Annotated in this window: 24 protein-coding genes; 15 read left to right on the top strand and 9 right to left on the bottom strand. The window is 42.4% G+C overall.

The annotated features are described in order from the left end of the window. Window positions 1–149: 149 nt before the first annotated feature. Window positions 150–935 (top strand): hypothetical protein, encoded by a 786-nt coding sequence (locus CLV57_RS08710; RefSeq protein WP_100340914.1) that lies wholly within the window; start codon window positions 150–152, stop codon window positions 933–935. Between the two features lie 103 nt (window positions 936–1,038). Continuing rightward, on the top strand, window positions 1,039–1,593 hold the full coding sequence (locus CLV57_RS08705; RefSeq protein ID WP_100340913.1) for a CAP domain-containing protein: 555 nt from the start codon (window positions 1,039–1,041) through the stop codon (window positions 1,591–1,593). On the opposite strand, the gene CLV57_RS08700 is transcribed toward CLV57_RS08705, so the two are convergent. The 5 genes from CLV57_RS08700 to trpD all read right to left on the bottom strand — a co-directional run bounded on the left by CLV57_RS08700 (window position 1,590) and on the right by trpD (window position 5,578). Next, complete coding sequence (locus CLV57_RS08700; protein WP_100340912.1) at window positions 1,590–1,838, bottom strand: DUF1456 family protein; 249 nt, start codon at window positions 1,836–1,838, stop codon at window positions 1,590–1,592. The genes CLV57_RS08705 and CLV57_RS08700 overlap by 4 nt on opposite strands. Window positions 1,839–1,911: 73 nt before the next feature. Further along, window positions 1,912–2,679, bottom strand: a complete 768-nt coding sequence (gene trpA, locus CLV57_RS08695) for a tryptophan synthase subunit alpha (RefSeq protein WP_100341352.1) — start codon at window positions 2,677–2,679, stop codon at window positions 1,912–1,914. A 101-nt stretch (window positions 2,680–2,780) separates the two neighbouring features. Next, the gene (gene trpB / locus CLV57_RS08690; RefSeq protein WP_100340911.1) at window positions 2,781–3,962 is read right to left on the bottom strand and encodes a tryptophan synthase subunit beta; all 1,182 of its coding nucleotides are present in this window, start codon (window positions 3,960–3,962) and stop codon (window positions 2,781–2,783) included. After that, window positions 3,946–4,587: a phosphoribosylanthranilate isomerase gene (locus tag CLV57_RS08685; RefSeq protein WP_100340910.1), complete on the bottom strand. Its 642-nt coding sequence runs from the start codon at window positions 4,585–4,587 to the stop codon at window positions 3,946–3,948. The genes trpB and CLV57_RS08685 overlap by 17 nt, the downstream gene beginning before the upstream one ends. Before the next feature lies 1 nt (window position 4,588). Beyond that, window positions 4,589–5,578 (bottom strand): anthranilate phosphoribosyltransferase, encoded by a 990-nt coding sequence (trpD, locus tag CLV57_RS08680; RefSeq protein WP_100340909.1) that lies wholly within the window; start codon window positions 5,576–5,578, stop codon window positions 4,589–4,591. 340 nt (window positions 5,579–5,918) lie between these two features. Between trpD and CLV57_RS08675 the strand changes: the two genes are divergently transcribed. From CLV57_RS08675 to CLV57_RS08635, 9 genes are all read left to right on the top strand, one after another. Continuing rightward, a complete protein-coding gene (locus CLV57_RS08675) occupies window positions 5,919–6,314 on the top strand; it encodes a hypothetical protein (protein WP_157799110.1) in 396 nt (131 codons plus the stop codon). A gap of 94 nt (window positions 6,315–6,408) precedes the next feature. Next, window positions 6,409–7,548 (top strand): efflux RND transporter periplasmic adaptor subunit, encoded by a 1,140-nt coding sequence (locus tag CLV57_RS08670; protein ID WP_100340907.1) that lies wholly within the window; start codon window positions 6,409–6,411, stop codon window positions 7,546–7,548. A 61-nt stretch (window positions 7,549–7,609) separates the two neighbouring features. After that, window positions 7,610–10,771 (top strand): efflux RND transporter permease subunit, encoded by a 3,162-nt coding sequence (locus CLV57_RS08665; protein WP_100340906.1) that lies wholly within the window; start codon window positions 7,610–7,612, stop codon window positions 10,769–10,771. Window positions 10,772–10,778: 7 nt separating this feature from the next. After that, window positions 10,779–12,230: a TolC family protein gene (locus CLV57_RS08660; protein ID WP_211290040.1), complete on the top strand. Its 1,452-nt coding sequence runs from the start codon at window positions 10,779–10,781 to the stop codon at window positions 12,228–12,230. Window positions 12,231–12,345: 115 nt separating this feature from the next. Continuing rightward, window positions 12,346–14,583, top strand: a complete 2,238-nt coding sequence (locus CLV57_RS08655; protein WP_157799109.1) for a bifunctional alpha,alpha-trehalose-phosphate synthase (UDP-forming)/trehalose-phosphatase — start codon at window positions 12,346–12,348, stop codon at window positions 14,581–14,583. Window positions 14,584–14,654: 71 nt separating this feature from the next. After that, window positions 14,655–14,867: a hypothetical protein gene (locus CLV57_RS08650; protein WP_100340904.1), complete on the top strand. Its 213-nt coding sequence runs from the start codon at window positions 14,655–14,657 to the stop codon at window positions 14,865–14,867. 71 nt (window positions 14,868–14,938) lie between these two features. After that, window positions 14,939–15,253: a hypothetical protein gene (locus CLV57_RS08645; RefSeq protein WP_157799108.1), complete on the top strand. Its 315-nt coding sequence runs from the start codon at window positions 14,939–14,941 to the stop codon at window positions 15,251–15,253. A gap of 66 nt (window positions 15,254–15,319) precedes the next feature. Then, a complete protein-coding gene (locus CLV57_RS08640; protein ID WP_100341350.1) occupies window positions 15,320–17,617 on the top strand; it encodes a TonB-dependent receptor in 2,298 nt (765 codons plus the stop codon). A 102-nt stretch (window positions 17,618–17,719) separates the two neighbouring features. Beyond that, a complete protein-coding gene (locus CLV57_RS08635; protein WP_100340902.1) occupies window positions 17,720–18,679 on the top strand; it encodes a D-2-hydroxyacid dehydrogenase in 960 nt (319 codons plus the stop codon). A gap of 125 nt (window positions 18,680–18,804) precedes the next feature. On the opposite strand, the gene CLV57_RS08630 is transcribed toward CLV57_RS08635, so the two are convergent. Next, on the bottom strand, window positions 18,805–19,014 hold the full coding sequence (locus CLV57_RS08630; RefSeq protein WP_100340901.1) for a hypothetical protein: 210 nt from the start codon (window positions 19,012–19,014) through the stop codon (window positions 18,805–18,807). 234 nt (window positions 19,015–19,248) lie between these two features. On the opposite strand from CLV57_RS08630, the gene CLV57_RS08625 reads away from it, so the two are divergent. Together CLV57_RS08625 and CLV57_RS08620 are read left to right on the top strand one after the other, a co-directional pair. After that, window positions 19,249–19,701 (top strand): VOC family protein, encoded by a 453-nt coding sequence (locus CLV57_RS08625; protein WP_100340900.1) that lies wholly within the window; start codon window positions 19,249–19,251, stop codon window positions 19,699–19,701. 127 nt (window positions 19,702–19,828) lie between these two features. Then, on the top strand, window positions 19,829–21,283 hold the full coding sequence (locus tag CLV57_RS08620) for a DUF3943 domain-containing protein (protein WP_157799107.1): 1,455 nt from the start codon (window positions 19,829–19,831) through the stop codon (window positions 21,281–21,283). A gap of 276 nt (window positions 21,284–21,559) precedes the next feature. Here CLV57_RS08620 and CLV57_RS08615 read toward each other — a convergent pair whose 3' ends face one another. From CLV57_RS08615 to CLV57_RS08605, 3 genes are read right to left on the bottom strand one after another with little or no spacing between them, the layout of a single operon-like run. Further along, window positions 21,560–22,357, bottom strand: a complete 798-nt coding sequence (locus CLV57_RS08615) for an NIPSNAP family protein (protein WP_211290039.1) — start codon at window positions 22,355–22,357, stop codon at window positions 21,560–21,562. Between the two features lie 11 nt (window positions 22,358–22,368). Continuing rightward, complete coding sequence (locus CLV57_RS08610; protein WP_100340898.1) at window positions 22,369–23,241, bottom strand: ABC transporter permease; 873 nt, start codon at window positions 23,239–23,241, stop codon at window positions 22,369–22,371. Beyond that, window positions 23,238–24,209 carry an ABC transporter substrate-binding protein gene (locus CLV57_RS08605; protein WP_100340897.1) on the bottom strand — a complete coding sequence of 324 codons (972 nt, stop codon included), beginning with the start codon at window positions 24,207–24,209 and terminating at the stop codon, window positions 23,238–23,240. Before CLV57_RS08605 ends, CLV57_RS08610 begins: the two co-directional genes overlap by 4 nt. Before the next feature lie 73 nt (window positions 24,210–24,282). Between CLV57_RS08605 and CLV57_RS08600 the strand changes: the two genes are divergently transcribed. Together CLV57_RS08600 and CLV57_RS08595 are read left to right on the top strand one after the other, a co-directional pair. Beyond that, window positions 24,283–25,434 (top strand): methionine aminotransferase, encoded by a 1,152-nt coding sequence (locus CLV57_RS08600; RefSeq protein ID WP_100340896.1) that lies wholly within the window; start codon window positions 24,283–24,285, stop codon window positions 25,432–25,434. Between the two features lie 27 nt (window positions 25,435–25,461). Continuing rightward, a complete protein-coding gene (locus tag CLV57_RS08595) occupies window positions 25,462–26,244 on the top strand; it encodes an amidohydrolase (protein WP_100340895.1) in 783 nt (260 codons plus the stop codon). Window positions 26,245–26,267 lie beyond the last annotated feature (23 nt).

The raw sequence follows: 26,267 nt of genomic DNA, 5'->3' as shown, positions 1-26,267 counted from the left end.
TACTGTACATTTCTGCATACACTTCTCATTAGTTATCTTCATAAGTTTTTTAAATAGTACCTTCTATTGGCTATTTCTCCATGCAGGTAGAAGTTGCTGCAACCGGGCACACTATTTGATTAGCAGTTACTGCCGTTACACTTTTTTGTATGAAGAAATTTTACTTGATCCTGATCGCGCTTATTTGCTCGGCAAACTGCTTTGCGCTTGTGAAGATTGACAGTCTTAAACAGCAAATTTCTCCAGTGGAAAATCGTGTGGCAGAGCTAAAATCGCAGTTGGATTCAACCCAAAATGATTCTGTAAAAGCTATTTTATACGCGGAAATAGCAGCGCAATATCTTAATTATGATAGTTTAGAAAATAAAAAAACCCGATTTGCATACCAAAATGAGGTACTGAACTACACGTACAAAGCCTTGCATCTATTTTCGCGATATGCTGATACAGTTGGTTTACGCAATTGCTTTGATTATCTGGCCACTGTTTATCATTCGCAAAAAAAATTTCCGCAAGCCAAATGGTTCATTATACAATCAAATTCATTATCGCGCGCCATACACGATGGTACTAATGTTATGCGATCATTGATCAAAATGGCTGCTATAAAAATGGATATCAAGGATTATACATTGGCTATGCGCGACCTGAATGAAGCCTTGAAGATTTCCGTAGCTAATCGCGATCCCCGAACAGAATCAACAGTACAACTGAACTATGCCTTGCTGTACAACCGGATGAAAAATCCTAAAAAAGGCAAAATAGCAATGGACAGACACCTGTTTATTGACGATAGCCTGCACAAAGCTGAGATGGACATGGTAGTGAAAACAGTTGTTACGGACTCAACAACTGTTGTTAAAAAAAAAATACAGCCCAAGCTAACCAAAAAAGCGCCGCGCCCGGATTCCTCCAAAAAAATAGCGTCATTATAATTCTTCTGCTAATAATTGCGATTGCTGTCGCGCTTTGGATGAACAAAAGACAGCGTAACTCATAGGCTATTAAACCCAAAAGAAGTTGAAGCGTCTTATCAACATGAGATCTATCATTCTAACATTATCAGCCCTGGTGTTATTGGCATGTAGTACAGCTAAGCAGGATGTACCATCAGGCAATAAGTTTAAGCGTGAATTTTTAGAACGTATAAACAAAGTAAGGCAAAAAGGATGTAATTGCGGCGGACTATACATGCGCCCTGTTGCCCCACTGGTTTGGAACGACCATTTGGAAGATGCCGCTATAAACCACGCAAAAGACATGTCTAAAAAGAACTATTTTAGTCATGATAGCAAAGATGGTCGTAAAATAGTTAACCGCATTGAAGATGCCGGTTACAGCCGCAAGGGTTACAAAAGCTACCAGGTAGGTGAGAACATAGCACAGGGACAACGTACAATTGCCGAAGTAACAGAAGGCTGGTTCAAAAGCCCCGGTCATTGCCAAAACCTGATGGAGCCTGGTTTTAAAGAGATAGGCATTGCCTATTATAATACGTACTGGGTGCAGGATTTTGGCGGAAGGGAAGAATTCTCTGACGAAGTAAAAAAGCTGCTTAAAAGCGGAAAAGCCCGCATAATTGAGCGCAACTAAGCTTTATCTGCTTTTTGCAGCGCCGGTGGCAGCGGACCACGTTTGTGGATGATCAATCCATTAAGAAAATTCCTTAAAAACTGGTCGCCGCACGGTTTAAAGTTAGGGTGATCATCGCTTCTGAAAATGGCTCCCAGTTCTGTTTTAGTAACCCGGAAGTTCACCAATTCCATTATTTTGATGATCTCGTCGTCGGTAAGCTTCAAGGCAACTCTAAGCTTCTTCATCACATCGTTATTACTCATGTTATTTCCTTATTTTATTTGTAACGGTGAAACACAAAATTTACTCAAACTAACGGATCAAAAGCGCATCACATCAACGTATGCTTTGTATAAATTTGGGTATCTTTTCAAGATAGTTCTCCTCCCCTAACAATTTTACAAACTTACTGCCTACAATAGCGCCGTTGGCATACTCGCAAGCCTTGCTGAATGAAGCCTTATCTGTAATACCAAAGCCAATGATGGTAGGGTTATTTAACTGCATATCCTTAACACGCTGATAGTATTCCTCAATATTAGCCGACACATTAAGGCTTCCCCCTGTGATAGACGAGGAAGATAACAGGTAAATAAAGCTGTTGCTTAAAGCGTCTATCTTACGTATACGCTCCGGCGATGTTTGCGGAGTTACCAGGAAGATATTACTGAGGTTATTGTCTTTAAAAAAAAGCGCGTACATACTCTCATACTCATACATCGGCAGATCGGGTACAATAACGCCGTCAACCCCAACTCCGGCCGCTTTTTTACAGAAACGCTCAACGCCATACTGCACAATAGGATTAACATAACCCATCAGTAAAATTGGGATAGTTATCCGCTTACGCAGGTCAGCCAATTGCTCAAACAACAGATTTAAGGTCATGCCGTTATCCAACGCCTGTTGTGAACTATGTTGAATGGTAGGGCCATCTGCTACCGGATCTGAGTAAGGGAAACCAACTTCCAGGAAATCTGCACCGGCCTTTTCAAGCGCTTCCGCAATATCAAGCGTAGCATTTAAAGTGGGATAACCAGCTGTATAGTAAATAGATAAAAGGTTATTATTCTTCTCGTTGAAGAGTTGATTTAAGCGATTCATTTGCGTTGTTTTTGTGCACATGGTCAATGGACCATAGCCCATAGTTGTATCGGTAATTAAATGTAAAGCCATGGTCTATGGACAATGGACCATGGTCTTAACTAATATCCAAAGTGTTTAATATAAGTATCCAGATCTTTGTCTCCCCTACCCGACAGGCAGATCACCACGTTATCGTTGGCTTTAAATTGCATTTTCTCTAACTGTGCCAAAGCATGCGCCGACTCAATGGCCGGGATAATGCCCTCTAACTGGCAGCACAGTAACCCCGCCTGCAGTGCTTCGTCATCAGTAACGCTGGCATACTGCGCACGCTTAATTTTATAGAGGTGCGCATGTTGAGGACCAATACCCGGATAGTCTAATCCCGCCGAAATGGAATATGGTTCTACCACCTGCCCATCGTCTGTCTGCATTAAAATAGTACGACTGCCATGCAAAACGCCCTCTTTGCCCAAAAATGTAGTAGCAGCCGAATGGCCGCTGTCCACGCCTTTTCCCGCGGCCTCGACAGCTATTAACTTAACATCCTCGTCATCTAAAAAATGATAGAACATGCCCATAGCATTGCTGCCCCCACCTACACAGGCCATTACGTACTGCGGTAGTTCATTACCTGTATGCTCCAGCAGTTGCTTTTTAGTCTCATAAGATATTATTGATTGAAACTTAGCAACCATCTCAGGGTAAGGATAAGGCCCAACTACCGAGCCGATGATGTAATGTGTATCAACCGGGTTGGCTATCCAGTCGCGCAACGCTTCGTTGGTTGCGTCTTTTAAAGTTTTACTGCCGGAAGTTGCAGGAACCACTTTTGCGCCCAACATCTTCATTCGCGACACGTTTGGCGCCTGCCTGGCCATGTCCACCTCGCCCATGTAAACTACGCACTCTATACCCATTAAAGCGCAAACTGTAGCCGTTGCAACACCATGCTGACCTGCGCCTGTCTCTGCGATAATGCGCTTTTTGCCCAGTCGCTTAGCCAAAAGTATCTGCCCTATGGCATTATTTATTTTGTGCGAACCGGTATGGTTCAGGTCCTCCCGTTTAAGAAAGATGTTAGCGCCATATCTCTCAGAATATCGTTTTGCGAAATACAGAGGCGATGGCCTGCCAACGTAGTCTTTCATCAGTTTATCAAACTCAGCCCTGAAGGCGGGGTCGTCAAGTATGCTTAAATATTGCTGACGTAACTCCTCCACATTGGGGTAAAGCATCTCGGGAACGTAGGCACCACCGAAATCGCCATAGTAGCCCTGCTCGTTAACTCCGTATTTCATTTTTAGTATATTTTTTTATAATGGCAAATGCCTTTTCCAATTTCTTTATGTCTTTAACTCCCAGTGCGGTTTCAAAGCGACTGTTCACGTCAATACCGTAAAACTGCGGGTGTTTAATTTTTTCTATCTGGTCAAGATTATCAATGCTCAAACCTCCGCTTAAAAAAAACGGAACATTCAAATTATAGCTGTTCAGCATGCGCCAATCAAAGGTTTCTCCGGAGCCGCCATGCGCTGCTGTTTTGGTGTCGAACAGAAAAAAATCAACCTTACCGACATAATCTTTCAGTTGCTCAAAATCAAAACCTGCGTCAACCCCAAAAGCCTTTAAAACTACAACTTTGTTTTTGAATGCTGCTGCAAAATTGGCACTTTCCTTACCATGTAGCTGTATAGCATCAAGACCATAGTCATCTATTAATAGCTGAATATTCTCCGCACTTTCGTTTACAAAAACGCCCGTCTTTAAAATAGTGTCAGGTAAAGCATCAATCCCGGTAGCATCAATATTCGAAACAAATCGTGGCGAGCGCTCGTAGCAAATTAAACCGATAAAATCAGGCGCTAAAGCTGCAACAGCTTTTATGTTATCCGCATCGCGTAAACCACAAACCTTTATCTTCATATTAGTTCGCTAACAAAGTTTTAAAACTCTTTAAGGCTTTGAGTTGCATTAGTGATTCTTCTGCTTCATAAAAACAATCACCAAACGTGTTGCCCTTTTTTATTGTTTTAATAGCCAAAGCCGCGTTTACCAAAACAACATTATTTTGTGCTTCGGTACCGTTGCCGTTTAACACAGTAGTAAAGATCTCAGCAGACTCATCAACAGTACTGCCTCCTATTATCTCAATTGGGTCGATTCTTGTAAAGCCTATTCCCTCCGGCGAATAAATTTTCTCGCCTTCCGGAGAAAATGTTTTAAAATCGCAGGTTAATGATACCTCATCATAACCGTCAATGGCGTTTAATATGGTATAGCTCCTGTCGGAGCGCTGATACAGGTAAGCGTACATGCGCGCGAGCTCCAAATTATAAACCCCAACCAACTGATTTTTTGGCTGCGCCGGATTAACCATAGGCCCCAACATATTAAAAAAAGTTTTTACACCCAGTTCGCGCCTTATGGGGGCCACTGTTTTCATTGCCGGGTGAAACAGCGGAGCATGCAAAAAGCAAATATTGGCGGTATCAATGCTTCTTTTTAAAGTATCAATATCGCTGGTAAAGCTATATCCCAAATACTCCATTACATTTGATGAGCCGCAGCCTGACGACACGCCATAATTACCATGTTTGGCTACTTTGTAGCCTGCACCGGCAACCACAAATGATGCCAATGTTGAAATATTAAATGTATCCTTACCGTCACCACCGGTTCCACAAAGGTCTATAGCTTCTACACCACCCAAATCAACAGGCAAACAAAGGTCAAGCATCGCATCCCTAAAGCCTTCTAACTCATTTACAGTTATATTGCGCATGCAGTAAGCAGTCATGAAAGCTGCAATTTGCGAGCTGTTGTATTTGCCTGTCGAAATAGCCGTTAAAATTTCTTGCGCCTGCTCTTTTGTAAACGACTTGTTTTCAAAAAGGTGATTTAATATTTGCTTCATAAATTAACCAGAGTAATTAAAATGATCTTAAAACAAAAAAGGGTTACCGAACTGGCAACCCTTTAGCGTATAATATATAATATAACACGGGCTTGCCCTACGATTTCTCGTTAAGCCACCACCAGTTAATGTTTAATGTTTTGACCATCATTTTATTGGGACAAATATGAAAATTGTTTTTTTAAAGTTTTGATATTTTTAAAAATAATTTGATATCCAAACATAAGTTTACATATGTCTTATCATTAATTATAAAATTTGTATTACAAACGTCAAAATAATATCATTTTGTCTACAACTGCTTTCATTTTTTAATTTTTTAATCATTAAATTCGCAGATATGCTAAAGAGATGGGCAAATATAGTGATGTGCATATGGCTGATCAATTCAGTTATATGGTTTCAGGTGCCTACCAGTTTAGCATTAAATGCTAATTATTCAGACGAATCGCAGGAGAATTTGGTTGAAATGAGTTCGCTGTTTTGCTCAGCTGCCCATTTTCTTTTTGATGATGCTGACGAAGCTCCTCAAGGCGACAGTCATAAAATAAAATACCGTAACCATTTTTTGGTTAACCGTGTTACCATTGCCGCGACAATGGTGCCAACCCAAATTGCAACCTTCTGTTTCGAGAACGTTCCTACAACTATAAAGCTCTATATAGGAAAATATAATACTGTAAGTCATTTTTTACCAAGCTATTATAACTTTCTATTCCGGCTAAGTCCTTTCTGATCTGCCATAATTATTCTGCTAACGCATCCGCGTTCTTTCTATCAGATGTCACTATAAATCGACATCAAACTACACTACGCATAATATAAAAATCATGGCAACTAAAAGATCTGTTTATATATGGCTGTTGGTTATTGCATTACCTGTTTATATAACAGGCTGTACAGCTAATAGTCAGGATAACGAAGAACCAAAACAAACTATTGAACAATTACCGGTAATAACCCTTACCGCAAAAGATACCGTTTTACAAACCCCTTATGTGGCCGATATACAGGCTGTTAGAAACGTAGAGATACGTGCCCGGGTAAAAGGCTTTCTTGAAAAAATTTATGTTGATGAAGGCAAACCTGTTACAAAAGGACAGCTTCTTTTTAAAATAAGCGACGAAGAGTATCGCGTTATGCTAAGCAAAGCAAAAGCCTCATTAAGTAGCGCTATTGCCGCCGCCCGTTCTTCGGAAGTTGAGGTAGAACGCATTAAGTTGTTAGTAGATAAAAAGGTTATCTCAAAATCAGAACTTGAACTGGCCTACTCTAAACAAAACGCAGACAAAGCCGCTATTGAAGAAGCGCGCTCTGCAGTACAGAGCGCGGAAAACCATTTGGCTTACACCAGCATACGCGCTCCGTTTGATGGCATAGTTGACCGCATTCCCCTTAAAGCAGGTAGTTTGATAGATGAGGGAACTTTACTGACGGATGTTTCTGACATTTCTGAGATGTATGCCTACTTCAGCTTTCCTGAAAATGAGTATTTAAGATATCAGCGTGCAGAAAGAAAAAAAGTGTCAGACCCTAACGTAAAGTTGGTCTTGTCTGATGGCAGCGCTTACCAGCATCCCGGAAAAATAGAGACCATTGAAGGCCAGATAGAGCAATCAACCGGCTCAATAGATTTCAGGGCAAAATTCCCCAACCCCAATAAACTGTTACGCCATGGCGCTACAGGTAAACTGTATATTTCTAACAACGTAGATTCTGTTTTACTGGTTCCTCAGCAATCGGTATTTGATGTACAGGATAAAAGCTACGTATACGTGGTAGATAAAAACAACATGTTACACATGCAAAGTATTGCGCCTGTAACCCGCCTTGCCCATTATTATGTGGTGAAAGATGGCGGTTTAAAACACGGTGACAAAATTGTGTATGAAGGCACTCAAAATGCGCGCGATGGCATGGTTATAAAACCTGTTGATGCTTCGGCAGGAAAAAAACTGGCTATGAAATAAGTAACGGCTCGCCGCTAAGCTGCGGGCTGCCAGATCTTTTATTTTTATCTAACGTACTACTATGTTCGAAATGTTCATCAGGCGGCCGGTGTTGTCGCTTGTAATCTCCTTGTTAATTGTTTTAGTGGGCATACTGGCTTTATTACAGCTACCCATTACGCAATTTCCTGATATTGCTCCTCCTACTGTTACCGTTACGGCCAACTATACCGGTGCCAACGCCGAGGTGTGTGCCAAAGCAGTAGCCACCCCGTTGGAGCGTTCCATTAATGGTGTGCCGGGTATGACTTACATGTCAACCGTTTGTACCAATGATGGCTTAACTATTATTGAAGTAAACTTTGCCGTGGGAATTGACCCCGATCAGGCGGCTGTAATTGTGCAGGGGCGTGTTTCAAAAACCCTTGATGAGTTACCTGAGGAAGTAACAAAAGCAGGTGTTCAAACCGAAAAGGAAGTGAACAGTATGCTGATGTACCTCAACATTATAAGTGAGGACGACAACCTTGACGAAAAATTCATTTACAACTTTGCCGATATCAATGTTCTGCAGGAGCTTAAGCGTATTGACGGTGTTGGTTATGCCGAAATTTTAGGCGCTAAAGAATATGCCATGCGTGTTTGGTTAAAACCCGATCGCATGAGTTCTTATCATGTGTCGACCGATGATGTGATCAAAGCCATCAGGGCACAAAACGTGGAAGCGGCACCAGGTAAAACAGGTGTAAGTTCTGATAAATCGCCCCAACTTTTGCAATACGTATTACGCTACCCGGGTAAGTTTTTTGAACCGGAAGAATACAAAAATATTGTGATTAGGGCCGATGCTACCGGAGCTGTATTAAAGCTCCGCGAAATTGCTGATGTTGAGTTTGGCTCATTAAATTATGGCATGGTGTCTAAAACTGATGGCAGGCCATCCGCCTCTATCATGATCAAACAGCGTCCGGGTTCAAACGCGCGTGAGGTTATTACCAACATCAAAAGCCGCATGGCCGAACTTAAAGCAACGCAGTTCCCTAAGGGAATGGGATATAATGTTAATTATGATGTTTCCCGCTTTTTGGATGCCTCTATACATGAGGTATTGCGTACGCTGGTTGAAGCCTTTTTATTAGTGTTTGTTGTGGTTTATCTCTTCCTCCAGGATTTCCGTTCAACCTTAATATCAGCTTTAGCCGTACCTGTTGCGCTTATTGGAACATTGTTTTGTATGCAGGCATTGGGCTTCTCTATCAACCTGTTAACATTATTTGCGCTGGTACTGGCCATAGGTATTGTGGTGGATAACGCCATAGTTGTGGTAGAGGCCGTACACGTAAAAATGACTGAAGAACACCTGTCCCCCATGGATGCCACCATTGCTGCCATGAAAGATATTAGCGGTGCCATAGTTGCCATAACACTGGTTATGTCGGCAGTATTTGTTCCTGTGGCGTTCATGTCGGGACCGGTTGGTGTATTCTACCGCCAATTTTCATTAACACTGGCGTTCTCCATCGTAATATCAGGCATTAACGCTGTAACCTTAACACCGGCCCTTTGCGCCCTTATGCTAAAACCCCACAACCCTGCTGCGCATAAAGGAGCGTTGGGTCGGTTTTTTGACAAATTTAATGCCGGGTATGACGCTGTTGGTAATCGCTACACCAGCTTTACGGCTAAAATTGCAGGCCGTAAAGGTCTTACTATAGGTATATTAGCCTTTTTCTTTGTTGCAACCTGGGGCGTTAACGCAATACTTCCAACAGGCTTTATCCCTACAGAGGACCAGGGCGTTATCTATGTGAACGTTACTACGCCTCCTGGCGCTACGGTTGAACGTACCGAAAACGTACTTTCAGCCATCTATGAGCAGGCTAAATCATTAGAAGCGGTTGAATCCATGTCAACCTTGGCTGGTTTCAGTTTGGTAAACAATACCGCCGGTGCTTCTTATGGTATGGGTATGATCAACCTTAAAGCATGGGACGACCGCAAAGAGCACGTAAATGATATTATTGCCCTACTTGAAAAAAAGACCAAAAATATCTCAGACGCAACTATTCAATTCTTGCCTCCTCCTACTGTACAGGGTTTCGGTAACACCAGTGGTTTTGAATTCAGGATATTAGATAAAAGTGGTACAGGCAATTTGGTAAAAGAAGCCGAGGTGACCAACGCCTTTGTTGAAAAACTTAATGCTACTCCTCAAATTGTTGGAACATCAAGCAGCTTTAACGCTACATTCCCGCAGTACCTTGTGTCAATTGACCAGGCTGTGGCTGCACAAAAAGGCATTACCATTGACGATGCCATGTCTACTTTGCAAACGCTAATGGGTAGTTATTACGCCTCTAACTTTATTCGTTTCGGACAAATGTATAAAGTGATGGTGCAAGCCTCTCCTGAATACCGGGCCAAGCCGGAAGATCTGCTGCATTTAACCATTAAGAATGATAAAGGCGAAATGGTGCCATTCTCCACCTTTATCACGTTGAAACGAGTGTTAGGTCCGGAACAGGTTACCCGTTTTAACATGTACACATCTGCAATGGTTACGGGCGATGCAGATGCTGGGTTTAGTAGTGGTGACGCTATTAAGACCATCGAAGAAAAAGCGTCTGAGCTACCCAAAGGATATGTGTTCCAGTGGTCTGGTATGACGCGTGAGCAAATATTGTCAGGAGACCAAACCTTGTACGTATTCCTGCTATGTCTAATATTTGTATACCTGTTGTTATGCGCTCAGTACGAAAGCTTCCTATTGCCGCTTCCGGTTATACTTTCATTGCCTACAGGTATTTTCGGAGCATTCTTCTTCCTGAAGATACTTGGCCTCGAAAACAACATTTACGCGCAGGTGGCCTTAGTAATGCTGATTGGTTTATTAGGTAAAAACGCTATCCTTATTATTGAGTTTGCGGTACAACGCCAAAAGCAAGGCGCAACGGTGTTACAGTCAGCCATAGAAGGTGCCTCGTCTCGTTTGCGTCCAATCCTCATGACCTCCTTCGCGTTCATAGCCGGTTTGATACCGCTGTGTATAGCAACCGGAGCAGGTGCAGTTGGTAACCGTTCAATAGGAACCGCTGCCGCAGGGGGTATGTTATTCGGTACTGTATTCGGTTTATTCATTATTCCGGGCTTGTATGTAATATTTGCTTCTATGGGCAAAAAGAAACCTCAACCGGCAGTTATGCCTATAGAGACAACGCAACCCGAACATATTAACCATCATTAATTAGCTAATGTTACGTATTCTAAAATCATATAAATTATATACCACCATCCTGCTGTTAGCCATGGCAGCAGGATGTAAAAACTATAAGGCAGTTACCGTTAAATCGGATATGGCTTTACCTGAGCGTTACATTGGCCCTACTTCGGATTCAAGCGCTTTACCGTCTATGCCATTTAAAGCTTTTTTCTCCGACCCACATCTTACTGCCCTACTGGATACTGCGTTTAAGTCAAACCTTGATCTGCAGGTAACTTTGCAAAGGGTTGAAATGGCGGCGGCTAACTTCAGGTATAATAAATCGTTATTGCTACCCTGGGTTAATTTTAACGCAACTGCGGGTGCAGATAAGTTTGGCGCGTACACTATGAATGGTGTAGGTAATTATGATAGTAACCTTTCGCCTAACTTAAACAGTAAACAAATTATTCCAACCAACCCTACGCCCGATTTTTTTATCGGTGTTAGAAGCTCATGGGAAGTTGACTTGTGGGGAAAGCTGAAAAATCAAAAAAAGGCAGCATTGGCCCGTTACCTGGCAACCCAAAGTGGTGTTAGATTGGTATCTACAGAACTGACCGCTCAAATCGCTGCTAACTACTACGAGTTGCTTGCATTGGATAGCGAAATGCGCATCATTGTGAAAAACATAAAACTACAGGAAGATGCCCTGGAAATTGTGCAGATACAAAAGCAAGGCGGCAGAGCAACCGAGCTTGCCGTTCAGCAATTTGTAGCGCAATTGGCTTATACCAAAGGCTTAATGTATGAAGTACAGCAGCAAATTACCGAAACCGAGAACTCATTGCGGTTGTTAACAGGCAGCTTTGACCGAAAAATAACGCGCGATACCTCGATTATATCATTAGCTGAACCACGCGAATTGGAAGCCGGTATACCTACACAACTATTACTCAACCGCCCGGATATACGCCAGGCAGAACTGGAACTGGTTGCGCTTAATGCTGATATCCGTTCGGCAAGAGCTGCGTTTTTCCCCGCATTAACCATCAATGCTTATGGCGGTTACAATGCTTTTAAAGGAGCGTTGTTATTTGACCCGACTTCGGCTGTTTTCGGTATTGTTGGCGGACTTACCGCCCCTTTGCTAAACAGAAAGCGAATAAAATCCGACTATGAATATAAAGTAGCCGAAGCCAGAGCAGCACTATACGATTATCAGAAAACCATTATAGGCGGCTATCAGGAAGTGATGAACAGTTTACGGGGAATGGACAATTTCCGCAACTATTATCAGCTAAAAGAAAACGAAGTTACGGCATTGAATAACGCGGTTAGCGTATCGCGGGACCTTTACTTGGTTGGCCGCGCTACCTATCTGGAAGTAATTACCGCCCAAAAAAATGTATTGGATGCCGAGTTGCAACTGGCTGTCACCAAAAAGAATATATTTTTAAGCGAGGTTAATTTGTACCGCGCATTAGGCGGCGGTTGGCGCTGATAGCTACTGCTTTAAATTTTACTAAACCATAAACCTTATTAGTCGTTTTTAATAAGGTTTGATGCAGGGAAGGTCTCCGCAGACCTTCCTTTTTTATTTTAAAAAAGTGAAAGAGATGAAGAACAGATTAATAATCATATCAAACAGGCTACCATTAACAATTGAACAAAACGGCGATGAGTATAAACTAAAGCCATCTTCGGGTGGGTTAGTATCTGCTATTAGCTCTTACCTTCAAAAACAGGGTAAAGGCAGCGTGTCTGAAGATATATGGGTAGGCTATCCCGGTTGCGACGAGCGACTATGGAATAATGCAGAACGGCCTGAAGGTTCAAATACTGATCATAACTTTTTGCCGGTTTTTATTGATGACGACACCTATCAGCATTATTATGATGGTTTTTCCAATTCATTGATCTGGCCCTTATTTCATTACTTCCCGTCCTTTGCTCAATATGATGACGCTGATTTTGAGGCATACATGAGTGCTAATAAAATATTTGCCGATACATTAGCGCAACACATAAGGCATGATGACATGGTGTGGATCCATGATTATCACCTAATGCCTTTAGCCGGTATGCTTAGAAAACGCTTTCCGTGGTTGACAATTGGTTTTTTTCTACATATCCCCTTCCCTTCTTACGAACTGTTCAGGGTAATACCCAAAAAATGGCAGCACGAAATACTTAAAGGCATTGCGGGCGCTAACCTGATTGGATTTCATACCATAGATTATGCTTCGCATTTTTTAACGAGCATTGAGCGGGTTTTAAAAGTACAACGAGACGGTCAGCATTTTGTATGGGATGACAGGAGAATAAAAGTTGATGCCTTCCCTATCAGTATTGACTTTGACAAGTTCTACCAAGCGGCTGATAGCCCAGACGTCGCCGCCTTTAGGGAAACATATACAACCCTAAAAGACGGCAAACAACTCATATTTTCTGTAGATAGGTTAGATTACACTAAGGGATTAGAAAACCGGTTAAAAGGTTATCATCAGTTTCTGTCAGACAACCCGGACTATATAGGTAAAGTAGTGTTTATCCTGGTAATAGTACCCTCAAGAGATGCCATAGATAAGTATGCCGAGCAGAAAAAAATGATCGATGAATATATAGGCAATCTCAATAGCTCCATGGGTTCAATAACATGGCAACCTGTTATCTATCATTACAATAGTCTTTCATTTGATGAGCTGATTGCGTTATACACAAGTTGCGACCTGGCACTCATCACCCCATTGCGTGATGGCATGAACCTGGTTGCCAAAGAGTTTGTGGCCAGCAGAAAAGACCAGCGCGGCGTTTTAATATTAAGCGAAATGGCCGGCGCGGCCCGAGAACTAACCGATGCCTTACAGATCAACCCAAACGATACGGCTGAGATTGCTACCATGATCAAACAGGCGCTTGAAATGCCCGAGGCTGAACAGGCCAAACGCATCAGCGCTATGCAGAACTGTATAAAGCACTACAATGTTGACACCTGGGCATCTGATTTTTTTGATAATTTAACAGCTACAGTTAGTCATCAGTTAAACACACAGCCAGCTTTACTGGATAATTTCTCAAAGGCGCATCTGCTTAAAAAATACGGCGGAGCACAAAAGCGACTGTTGCTGCTTGACTATGATGGTACGTTGGTACCCTTTACTAAATTTCCGGAAGATGCAGTGCCTGATGAAGCACTTTTGAGCATAATAAAAGAGCTGGCAAATAACGCCGATAATGATGTTTACATTATCAGCGGCCGTTCAAGTTCATTTCTGCAACAATGGTTGGGCAACTTAAATGTGGGCCTAATTGCCGAGCATGGCGCTAAATTTTGGTACAGAAGCGGTAAATGGGACTATGCCGTTAAGGAGGACATACAAGAGCTAATGAGCAAAGTTGAGCGCATTATGGATTTATACGTAGCCAAATGCCCGGATACGTTCATTGAACACAAAGAGTTTTCGCTGGCATGGCATTATCGCAACGCTGATCCGGTTTTGGGTGGCTTGAGGGCACACGAGTTGTTTGACCAACTGGTTGACTTAACCGCATCATTGCCACTAAATATTTTAAACGGCAATAAAGTTATCGAGGTACGCATTAAGGGCATAAATAAAGGCGTTGCAGCGCAAAAAGTAATTGATGCTGATAGTTATGACTTTATACTTTGTATTGGTGATGATAAAACTGATGAAGATATGTTTAAAAAACTGCAGGGCTTGCCAAATGCTTACACTGTTAAGGTAGGCGACGAAATATCGTTCGCAAAATACCACTTGCATTCGCCTTACCTTGTACAGTCTTTACTGCACAATATTTCTGTTTACCCTGAACCTGAAAAGCAATCCAGATAGAACGCCCTGCCCTGCCTGATCAAAAACAATTCTAATTTAAACAAGTTGTGTAGTAACAAAAACACATCACCATGAATAGAACAGTTGGAATTATTATGATCGTTATCGGCGTAGTTATGCTGATATGGACCGGTTTTACTTACACCAAAAAAGAAAAAGTAGTTGATGCAGGTCCGCTGGAAATATCTGCAGATAAAGAAAAAACTGTGAGCTGGCCACCTTATGCCGGCGGTATTTTATTGGTTGGCGGCATAATAGTTTTCGCCACTGCAAAAAAATCGTAAACGCAACATTGTAAATTTTACTTAATGCAAACTTGTTGCTTTTAGCTTTAAAACATATCTTTGCAGAGGTTTTGAAAAAGAAGGCGAAAAATATTTTAATAGCAATTACCTTGCTGCTGTGTTTTAGCACGGGGCAGGTAATTGTTTTAACCCACAGCCACATTGCTGTAGTTTCTAAAACTTCTCCATCAAAACATGCAACTACAAGCGCAGACGAGAGTTGTAAGATCTGCCAGATCAGTCATGCTTCAACACCGCTTTTAAATATTGAATTGCCCAATGCCATTATTTATGGCATTGCCTATAAACACCAACAAACAGCTTCACCTTCGTACCAAAACATTTCGTTGGTGCTGGCTGCCACCCGCGGTCCCCCTACTGTTTAACTGAACACCCCAATGCCTTACCGGCATATTTATCATTATTCTTTTTATCAGTTAAACAATTTTGTAATGAAGTTTAAATCATTATTCAGCTTTTTTATAGCTGTAATATTCCCATATTTTTTATTTGCCGGAGTTGCAGGCTCAATAAGCGGCACATTAACAGATGTTAAAACCGGTGAGAAACTTCCCGGTGGCGTTATTACTATAGCTCAACTGCGCCTGAGTACCACTACGGATGCCGACGGCAAATTCTCTTTCACCTCACTCCCATCAAAAGGGCGTTATGTAGTTGAGGCCCGCTATTCGGGTTATAAAACGCAGGTTAAAACGGTTGATCTGGCAGCCGGCGCAGACCTTAACTTTGCTTTAGAGCGCAGTATTGTTGAAATACGCGAGGTGGTTATAACCGGCACGCCTATTACCTCAAGCAACAAAAGTAACAGTACCTCTGCCAGCAGCGTATCGCGGGAAGAGTTACTCACTTCTTCAACCAACCTGATAGATGCATTAGCCAGACAGGTGCCCGGCATGAGCCAAATAACTACAGGTGGCGCTATATCTAAGCCTGTTATCCGCGGTTTAAGTTATAATCGCGTAGTTACGCTATCTAACGGCGTAAAACAACAAGGTCAACAATGGGGCGATGAGCACGGCATTGAACTGGACCAAAATCAGGCCGACCGTGTTGAGGTGCTGCGTGGCGCTGCATCATTATTATATGGTTCAGATGCTATTGGCGGGGTTATCAACGTGCTCGACCCGCTGGTTCCATCTCCGGGAAAAATTAAAGGCGAATTTTTAAGTAGCTATGCCACCAATAACGGCTTAACCAACACATCGTTAATGCTCAGTGGTAACAGCAATGGCTTTGTATGGCGCGGCCGTGGTTCTTACCAAAACGCAGGCGACTTTAAAACTCCAGCGGGTTATTATATCAACAGTGGCTTTAACAACACCAGCTTAAGTGGTATGCTGGGGCTAAATAAAGAGTGGGGTTACTCGCATTTAAATTTCTCCTACTTTAAAAATAACATTGGCTTTAATGATGCCGAACCTGGCGACCAGCTATATACAGATATTGCAGGTGGCCGTAAGTTGGATTTCCCACGACAAGACATTCGCCATTATAAACTGGCCTTAAACAACAATTTTATTATAGGTAACAACACTTTGAAGTTGGATCTGGGTTATCAAAAAAACCAACGCAGGGAATTGGAAAGCGCAGATCCTGCTCTCTTCTTCGACCTGAATACCTTCTCGGCTGATGCTAAATATTATCTTGGTGAAGCAAACGGATGGCAGCCTATTATTGGCCTGAGCGCATCTAACGAAAGCAGTAAAAACAAAGGTTATGAGTACCTCATACCAGAGTATGACCAAACATCTGTAGGGGCTTTTGTTTATGTCAAAAAATCATGGGATAAAAATACCTTCAATGCAGGCATACGCTTTGACCATATAAATAATGATGGCAAACAATTTTTTGTTGAAGGCGAGGAAAAATTTCCGGGCTTTAAAAACAGGTTCAGCAATGTAAGCGGCGCGTTGGGCTTTACCCACTTGTTCAGCGAGGGTGTAACTTTTAAAGCCAACGCAGGCTCTGCCTTCCGCGCACCTAATCCTGCAGAGTTAGGTTCAAACGGTGCACACGAGGGTACCATACGCTATGAAATTGGCAATCCCAACTTGAAACCTGAGCGCAGCTATCAGGCAGATGCTACCTTAGATTTTGACGGAAAAGTAATTTCAGGCAGTATCGGCGTTTCCCAAAACTATATCAACAATTACATCTACGCCTCGGCAGTTCCAGGTCAGCAAATCACCGAGACCGATGAAGATGGTAATACCAAAAACTTCGATGTTTACCGTTATGGGCAGGTAAATGCTAACTTATATGGTGTTGAGGGAAGCTTAAACCTGCACCCTGCTGAGTTTTTGCACTTTGACAATACGTTCTCGTACACCCACGCGCAGAACAAAACTTTTGATCGTCCGTTGGCGTTGATCCCTGCCGGAACTATCAGGAATACCTTACGCTTTGAGCCAAAAGTAAACGGACTGAACAGCTTTTTTGTATCAGTTGGCGTGGACAACTTTTTCAGTCAAAATCGAGTTGACCCAACTTTTGAAACTACGGCAGGTGGGTATACATTGCTAAATGCAGGCATAGGTGCCGGCTTTAAAATGGGCAAACAGGCCTTTAAGTTAGCCGTGTCTGGCAACAACTTAACCAACAGGCGTTACTATGATGCGTTGAACCGCCTTCGTCCGGGCCGTTTGGCATTAACCAATCCAACTTTTGGTGTTTACAATCCTGGGCGAAATGTTACCTTCAGCTTATTTGTGCCGCTTAATATTAATTAAGCAAAAATTAGTCTGACAAAAAACCTTCTTCCATAAACGGAGAAGGTTTTTTGTTTTGTGGGATATATTAAAGCGTTAATTTGCGCAACAAATAATCAACCAATGAAAATAGTAGTACTTGACGGCTATACACTTAACCCCGGCGATATTAGTTGGGACAGTTTGATGCAAATGGGCGATGTAACCATTTATGACAGAACCCCTGTTGAGCAAGTAGTGGAACGCGCTAAAGATGCAGAGGCCATTCTGACCAACAAAGCAAAGGTTACGAAAGAGCATATTGATAAGTTGCCCGCACTTAAATACATAGGCATTTTGGCTACCGGTTATAATATTATTGATATTGAAGCTGCTAAACAAAGGGGCATTATAGTGAGCAATGCGCCCGGATACAGCACTGCGTCGGTAGCGCAACTGGTTTTTGCTTTTTTGCTGGAGATGGCCTTGCATGTGCAGAAGCACAGTGATTCTGCTAAAAGAGGCGACTGGGTTAAATCAGCTGATTTTAGTTATTGGAACTCACCGTTAATTGAACTTGCCGGTAAAACTATCGGCATTATTGGTTTTGGCGAAATTGGTCAGCGTGTGGCCGATATCGCTTCAGCATTCGGGATGAACGTAATTGCCCATAGCCGCACACAAAGAAACCAATCGCATCGCGCCAACTTTGCATGGGTTGATTTAGATGAACTGTTAACAACGGCAGATGTAGTGAGCATACATTGTCCGCTTACTCAGCAAACGAAAGGCCTGATCAACAAAGAAAGCTTGAAGAAAATGAAGTCGACCGCTCTGCTGGTAAACACATCCCGCGGACCTATTATAGTGGATCAGGATTTAGCGGATGCTTTAAACAACGGCGTTATTGCGGGAGCAGGTATTGATGTGCTTTCTGTTGAGCCGCCTCCAACTGATAACCCATTATTATCTGCCAAAAATTGTTTGGTTACACCGCATATTGCATGGGCAACTAAGGAGGCCCGCTTACGCTTGTTGGAAATTGTTGTAAGTAACCTAAACGCTTTTATAAAAGGGCGGCCTGTTAATGTAGTTAATAAGTAACGGCAAGCCATCATATAAAACAGAAAGCTCCCGATTTTTCGGGAGCTTTTTGTTGTTATTCCAAATTATGGGAGACAAGCAACACCGCGATGCGGATCACGATGGCTTAATATATCTTAAAGAAACTACTTCTTCTCGTTAGCGAAAGGAAGGCTTGAAATGTACATTACAATACCTACACCGAAAACAATGAAGCCACCGTAAGTAGCCGCTGCTGCTGCTTTTAAACCGCTTTCTGAATCGGCTGGGTTTAACTCATGAGGAGGAGTTAAAAAGAAACAACCAGCAATTATGGCTAAACCAACAAATGTTAAAACAAGTCCTAAACTCTTCATATTATAATTATGTACAATTAGCGCAAATATATAAACTTTGTATTTTATTTACATTTTTAAGCGCCTTTTTATATCAACATTTTAACATTGATGTTTAACGGCGATACCCTACCCGATAAACTGACCTGATCTCCCCTCAACATTGTCGTACATGCCCCTCTCCTTTTCATAAACAGGGAAGTAACTTTACATCAACAAATATTCATCTAAAACAATTTACGGGAGGCAAACACTATGCAAAAAATAACACCGTTTTTATGGTTTGACAACAACGCCGAAGAAGCCATTAACTTTTATGTATCTGTTTTTAAAGATGCTAAAATTGGCAGCATGCACAAAATGGGCGATAAACTATTAACAGCATCTTTCACTATTAACGGCCAGGAATTTATGGTACTCAATGGTGGACCAATGTTTAAGTTTAACGAGTCTGTATCCTTTTTTGTTAAATGTGCAGATCAGGCGGAGGTTGATTACCTATGGGATACACTTACCGCTGATGGCGGACAGCCAAGCCAATGCGGCTGGTTAAAAGACAAGTACGGCCTGTCATGGCAAATTGTTCCGCAAATGATGGAAACGGTTTTATGGGGGCCTAATAATGAGGGGGCAAAACGCGCCATGAACGCCATGATGCAAATGAGCAAGTTGGATATGGGTAAACTACAAGAAGCATATAACGGGTAGCAAATGTTTGCATCACAAAAAATTAATGTGGTGCAAACATTTTATAAACTTTAGCCTTTATACACACGGCACCAACACTTACTTACCTATTTGTCAGGAAATATGTTATAGCCCGTGCCGTTATTTTATGACGCTACTTCGACCTACTGCAATTAAAGCTAATGTTCTTAAGCTGCTTTTTACATTCTCGTTCGTTTTATTGTTTGCTGATACCTTTGCGCAGGTCGTGCCTGTTTTAGAGTTACCGGCAGTTGTTGACAGCACCAAAAGAAAGCGCCCGCCAATAGAACCTCCCCGCGAAAAACACTTTGGCAGAGCTGCTGCAAGTACCGGACTGGCATTGGTTACCCCGTTTTTATACAATAAGTTCATAGCCAAAAAAGATTACGCCGACATTAACCTTTCTACCATGGGGCGCAATCTTAAGCCGAGCGCCTGGGAATGGGACCGCGACCCTTTTCAAACTAACCAGTTTGGTCACCCGTATCATGGTAGCTTGTATTTCAACTCTTTCAGGGCAAATGGGTATAATTTTTATGAATCTATACCGGGCACTGTAGCCGGCACGTTGGTTTGGGAGCTACTTGCAGAAAACGAGCGACCTTCTATCAATGATGCTATTAACACTTCTTTTGGTGGTATAGTATTGGGTGAGATGACCTACCGCCTGTCTAACATGATCGTGAACAACCGTGGCCGCGGGTTCAAGCGTAATGCCAGCGAGGTGCTTGCTTTTGTGGTAAGCCCAATGAATGGCTTTAACCGTATTATCACGGGTAAGTGGGGTAAATCTACGCGCAATACCATAGAGCGCGATTCGTCAAAAGTATTGGCTGATTTTGACCTGGGCTATCGTCGGTATAATGCCGACAACCGTGGTATTTATGGGCTGTACGGACACATGAAGTTCTTATATGGCACACCTTACCAGGGTTATCGTACCCCGTTCAGTAATATAGTAGTAAATATTGAAGCCGGTAAAGATGATAGTTCTGTAGTAAACCTAATAAGTGTTTATGGCTCGTTGGCGGGATGGCGCATTCGCTCAAATAAAGAAATTAACCACGTGGTGGTACTCTCTGCTAATTATGACTACATCAGGAACCAGGCATTCTTTTTTGGAGGGCAAAGCGTTAAAGCTAACCTGATCTCAGAATTCGATTTGCCTAAAAAGTTCAAGCTGACCACCAATGTAGGTGCCGGTCCTATACTGCTTGGTGCCGTTCCGGCATTTCGTATATTCAATAAGCGCGATTATTATTATGGCATGGGAGTTTCTGTAACAGGCGGTGGTACTATTGCTTTTTCTGATAAGATCTGTTTCGGTATTCATTATAACGGTGGTTACCTCGGCACCGTAAATGGCGACCCATCCCACTACTATCTGCATGCGGTATCAAACGAGTTGGACGTTAAGATCTATAAAAACCTTTCGGTAGTTGGCGAGTCGGGTTACTTTACGCTTCAGGGCAATTACAGAGACTTTCCCGATGTAGTTAAAAACTACCCTTATGTAAGGCTATCCGCACGTTATACGGTTAATTTTAATAATGCCGACAGGTACAAATTCCAACGCCGTTAGTACACTAAGCTGTACCACATCAATAGGCGAAGTAACTTTTTTATATAATAAAATTTGGACAAATCAATATTGGTTATCAAATACTTGCACAACACTTAATTTAATCAATATCTCCATTTTTGAACCAAACCGGTCAAACTCGCCCAATCTGGTCCACCAAATGGGACAGATTTGAGAACACTAAGTAAATTTACCAAATACAAAAAGTGTTCAGCAGTTTTGCTGAACACTTTTTTCTTAGCATGCTTGAAAGAGCGTAAGCTCTCAGACACTTTATCAATAATCCGAGTAATCTGTAGGATACAAATAAACGCGCTCATTTTTTGATACGTTGCCTTTGTATTGCGGATCTTTACTCAAGGCCGAAAACTGCGGGTCGCTCATAAATACCTTCCATTTATCGGTATTCTCCTGCTGATTGTTGAAGGTGGTCATGTACATCAGGTTAGGCATTTTGCTGCCTGCTACAACCGCTCCGTAAAATACCGCGTTAAAGTTAAGGCGCTTAAATATGCCCATTTCATCGCCATCATTAAACATTTTTAGCTTGTTAAGATGCAAAGCCTCGGTAGCGCCTTCATAGCTGCGCAGTTCGTAAACGCGGTCTTTTTTAGGTCCTGTCAATTTTGGAGTTTCCGGTTCGGGTGCACCTGTCATAGCACGTAAAATTATCGTCTCAATACGAGCATAAGGCGTGTTGGCCGATGCTGCTTCCAGGTAATCCTTACCGGCTGCTACGTATTGCTTATCATTAGTTAATTTCTGATCTACAGATTCTAACTCATCAAAAGTTTTATACGGAGCAAAAACGTAAATTTTCTTATCGAGGCTATCCTGCTTAATTACTTTGAACACGCCAACATTTTTCACACCGGCACGATGCATGGCAGGCAGGTAAGCATCTTTAAAGTAAGCGTCTAACCTGTCTTCCTGCGCCTGGGTTTTATAATGGTACACCTTAATTTTGTACAGGTAACGTGTAGCGGCCTGCACCTGCACACCTGCAAACAGGCACGTTACAAACGCGAATACAGCAAGGCATACCAAAGGGCAGCTTTTGTAGAACATTTTCATTTTATAGGGTTTTATAATGGTTTACTAAAAAAATTCAGTCGCGGCAAGCTAACAATCAGTAACACAAACAGTGCGGTAACCAGCTTAAGCAATTTGGCATCAACACCAATATCTAGCGTAAAGGCCAACACCAGTTGAAAAGCCACAGCTCCGGCAAGCACCAACGCCAAACTCAGCCAAACAGATGTTATTTGGAAGCGGCTTATTAAAGTTTCGGCAATAATTACAGAGCCTAAGCCTATTATCACAATGCCTATACCCATATTAATATCTGCAAAACCTTGCAGCTGGCTCATTAAATAACCGCTCACCGCGGTAAGCGCGTTAGCTAAAGCTAAACCAATTATTTTCATGGTATCGGTATTTACACCCAATGCCCTGATCATGGTTTCGCTGTCGCCGGTGGCGCGCATAGCCAAACCAAAGTCTGTTTTAAGCAGGTAACCTATCAGCGCTATAATTGTCAGCACAAATAAAGCTAATATCCAGAAGGTATTGATGTTGGCATCGCCGCTAATAAATAAAATAGTATACAATGAGGGCGTATTAATTAACGGCAGATCTGAGCGCCCCATCACCAATTGATTAATGGAGTACAGCGCTGTCATCACCAATATGCCCGCCAATAAGGCATTTATTTTCAACTTGGTATGCAAAAAACCGGTTATTGCTCCTGCTACCGCTCCTGCCGCAAACACGGTAGGCAACACCAGCGCAAATGGCAATTTATGGGTCAGCATAACCGCTGTAACCGCACCGCCAAGTGTGTAGCTCCCATCAGTAGTAATATCAGGTATCTTAAATATCTTCATGGATATAAAAATACCCAACGCCAGTCCGGCAAAACACAAACCTTGCAACAGTGCTGTTAAGTAAAAACTCATTTTACAGCTTCAAAATTTGCAGGCATCACAATGTTATATTTTTTGGCAGCCTCGGCGTTATACACACGTTTGCGCAGTTTCACCATTTCGGGTTTCAAACCATCGGTTTTGCCGGTTTTTAAAAACTGCGCGGCCTGCTCTCCCGCCTGGTAACCCCATTGGTAAATATCGGCGCCAAAGGCGGCAACCGCGCCACGTTTAACCAAACCGGCTTCGCTGGTAAAAATAGGCACATTAGCCGCGTTGCAATTTTTCAAAACCGTTTCAAAAGCTGCAAATACGGTATTATCTGGATTGGCAAAAAAAGCGTCAATATTTTTGCTCAACAACGATTGTGTAACCAGTTGCGCATCTGCCGAAGTATTTAGTGGCAGTGCGATGAGGGTAATACCTGCTGCATCAGACAATTCTTTGATGTGTTTCATGGCATCTTCTGATTGCGGCTCGGCCTGGTTATAGATCATGCCGATAACCAGCTTTTTACCTTTAGGTTTAAGCAGTTGCGGAATGATATTGAAAGATGTGTCAATGTATTGCAGGTCTTCCATTGCGCCAAACAGGTTGGCCGGAGCTTTTCCGGTGGCATCTATAACCCCCATACGCTCAGGCGTTGGCGAAACCATTTCAAAAATGGGTATGGCTTTGGTTTTTTGTACCGATGTAAGGGTTGATAAAGTAGTGCAGGTAGCCAAAAGGTCAACCGGTTCAGAAATAAAATAATTAACTATCTGGGTGAGTGTTGGCAAACTGTTCTCGGCGTTTTTGTATTCAATTTTCACTGTTTTGGCATCTTCGCTAAAGCCGTTCTTTTTCAGCGCGTCTGTAAACCCAACACGGGCTTGTGATAGCGTTGCATCTTCCAGGTAATCAATAAAACCAACTACCGGAACATCGCTTTTTTTTGAGGAGTTACAGGCAGATATAATAAGTGCAAAAAGTATAACAGGGAGGCAGAATTTTATCTTCATGGTACTAAGTTAAATAAAATGAAGCGATGCAAAAAATGCCCAGGCTAAGGCTTTTTTGTTACTTTAGCATTGCATGACTACCATAACATCTAAATTACCATCTGTAGGTACAACAATATTTACTACCATGTCGGCCCTTGCTACCGAGGTGGACGCCATCAATTTATCGCAGGGATTTCCGGATTACGAGTGCTCACCCGAACTGATAGAACTGGTGAACAAAGCCATGCTTGATGGCCACAACCAGTATGCTCCTATGGGTGGAGTAATGCAGCTTAGAGAGCAGATCGCCTTAAAAACAGAGAAACTTTACGGTGCTAAATATGATCCCGCGACGGAAATAACGGTAACAGCGGGTGGCACACAAGCTATTTTTACGGCTATTTGCACAGTGGTGCATCCTAATGATGAGGTGATAATTTTTGAGCCTGCATTTGATTGCTACGCCCCTGCCATAAAACTGATGGGAGGCGTGGTTAAATCAATGGAACTGCAACCACCCGATTACCGCATTGACTGGGGCATGGTTAGAAAGTTGGTGAGCAATCGCACCAAACTCATTATTATTAACTCGCCGCACAACCCAACAGCTACCATTCTGCAAAAAGAAGATATTGACGAGCTAAGCGCTTTGGTGAAGGACCGTGATATTTTTATTTTAAGCGATGAGGTATATGAGCATTTGATATATGATGGAGCTACTCACCACAGCATGGCCCGCTACCCGCAACTGGCCGAGCGGAGCTTTATAGTGGCATCCTTCGGCAAATTGTTTCATGTTACGGGCTGGAAGGTTGGGTATTGCCTTGCCCCTGCTTACCTCATGAACGAGTTCAGAAAGGTGCATCAGTATAATGTATTCAGTGTGAACTCGGCAATGCAAACAGGTATGGCGCAATATTTAGCCGACGAAAATGTTTATCTGGGTCTTCCCTTCTTCTTTCAACAAAAGCGGGATCACTTTGCCGAAGGCTTAAAACAAACATCACTTGAGTTGCTTCCATCACATGGGTCATACTTCCAATTGGCTAAGTACGGGCACCTGAGTGATGAGAGCGATATTGACTTTACTTTACGCTTAACAAGGGAAGCCGGCGTGGCCTGCATACCTACATCTGTATTTTATTCAAGGTGTACAGACCATCGCATAATACGCTTTTGCTTTGCCAAAAAGCAAGAAACGCTTGATAATGCCGTTAATAGATTGATAAATTTTAAGCTTTGACCAAGCCATTAACTAAGGGACAATAGAATGGAAAATTTGAAGATCACAACATTTCAGGGATATCTTTTTTGGGAAAACGTTGATAAAAACCTGCAGAACATAGGTTTACGCCTTTCAGGAGGTATTCGGGAAAAAACGGATCTGATAATTTTACCAGAGATGTTCAATACCGGTTTTTCCATGAATGCTGCCGCTTTAGCCGAACCCATGGACGGTAAAACCATGGCCTGGATGCATCAAACCGCCATTAAATATAATTGCGATATTACCGGCAGCCTTATTATTAAGGAAAACAATAAATACTATAATCGCCTGATATGGATGCGGTCGGACGGTACCTATCAGCACTATGATAAGCGCCATTTATTTGCCATGGGCAAAGAGCATGAAACTTACACTGCCGGCAACCGGCGCATAATGGTGGAGTTAAAGGGTTGGAAAATTTGCCCCGTAATTTGTTACGATCTTCGTTTCCCGGTGTGGCTGCGAAACACCAAAGAGCTTTACGATCTGTTACTTGTTGTTGCCAACTGGCCCGAAAAGCGCGCTGCCCATTGGCGCGCCCTGCTTACTGCACGCGCCATTGAAAACCAGGCGTATGTAATTGGCCTCAACCGTGTTGGTCATGATGGAAATGAGATCTATCACTCAGGCGACTCAAGTTGCATTGACCCTACCGGAAAAACAGTTTACTATAAACGAGACGAAGAAGATATTTATACCTTCACTATTGTGGCCGACGAGGTAACCAAGATCAGGGCGGCTATGCCTTTTTTGAAAGATGCGGATGATTTTGAGATAAAACCTTAATTTCACATTCAATTTAATTTATT

The sequence above is a fragment of the Mucilaginibacter auburnensis genome (assembly GCF_002797815.1).
Taxonomy (GTDB): Bacteria; Bacteroidota; Bacteroidia; order Sphingobacteriales; family Sphingobacteriaceae; genus Mucilaginibacter; species Mucilaginibacter auburnensis.
The sequence above is the reverse complement of the archived record's forward strand: the minus strand, read 5'-3'. Positions and strand labels throughout refer to the sequence as shown.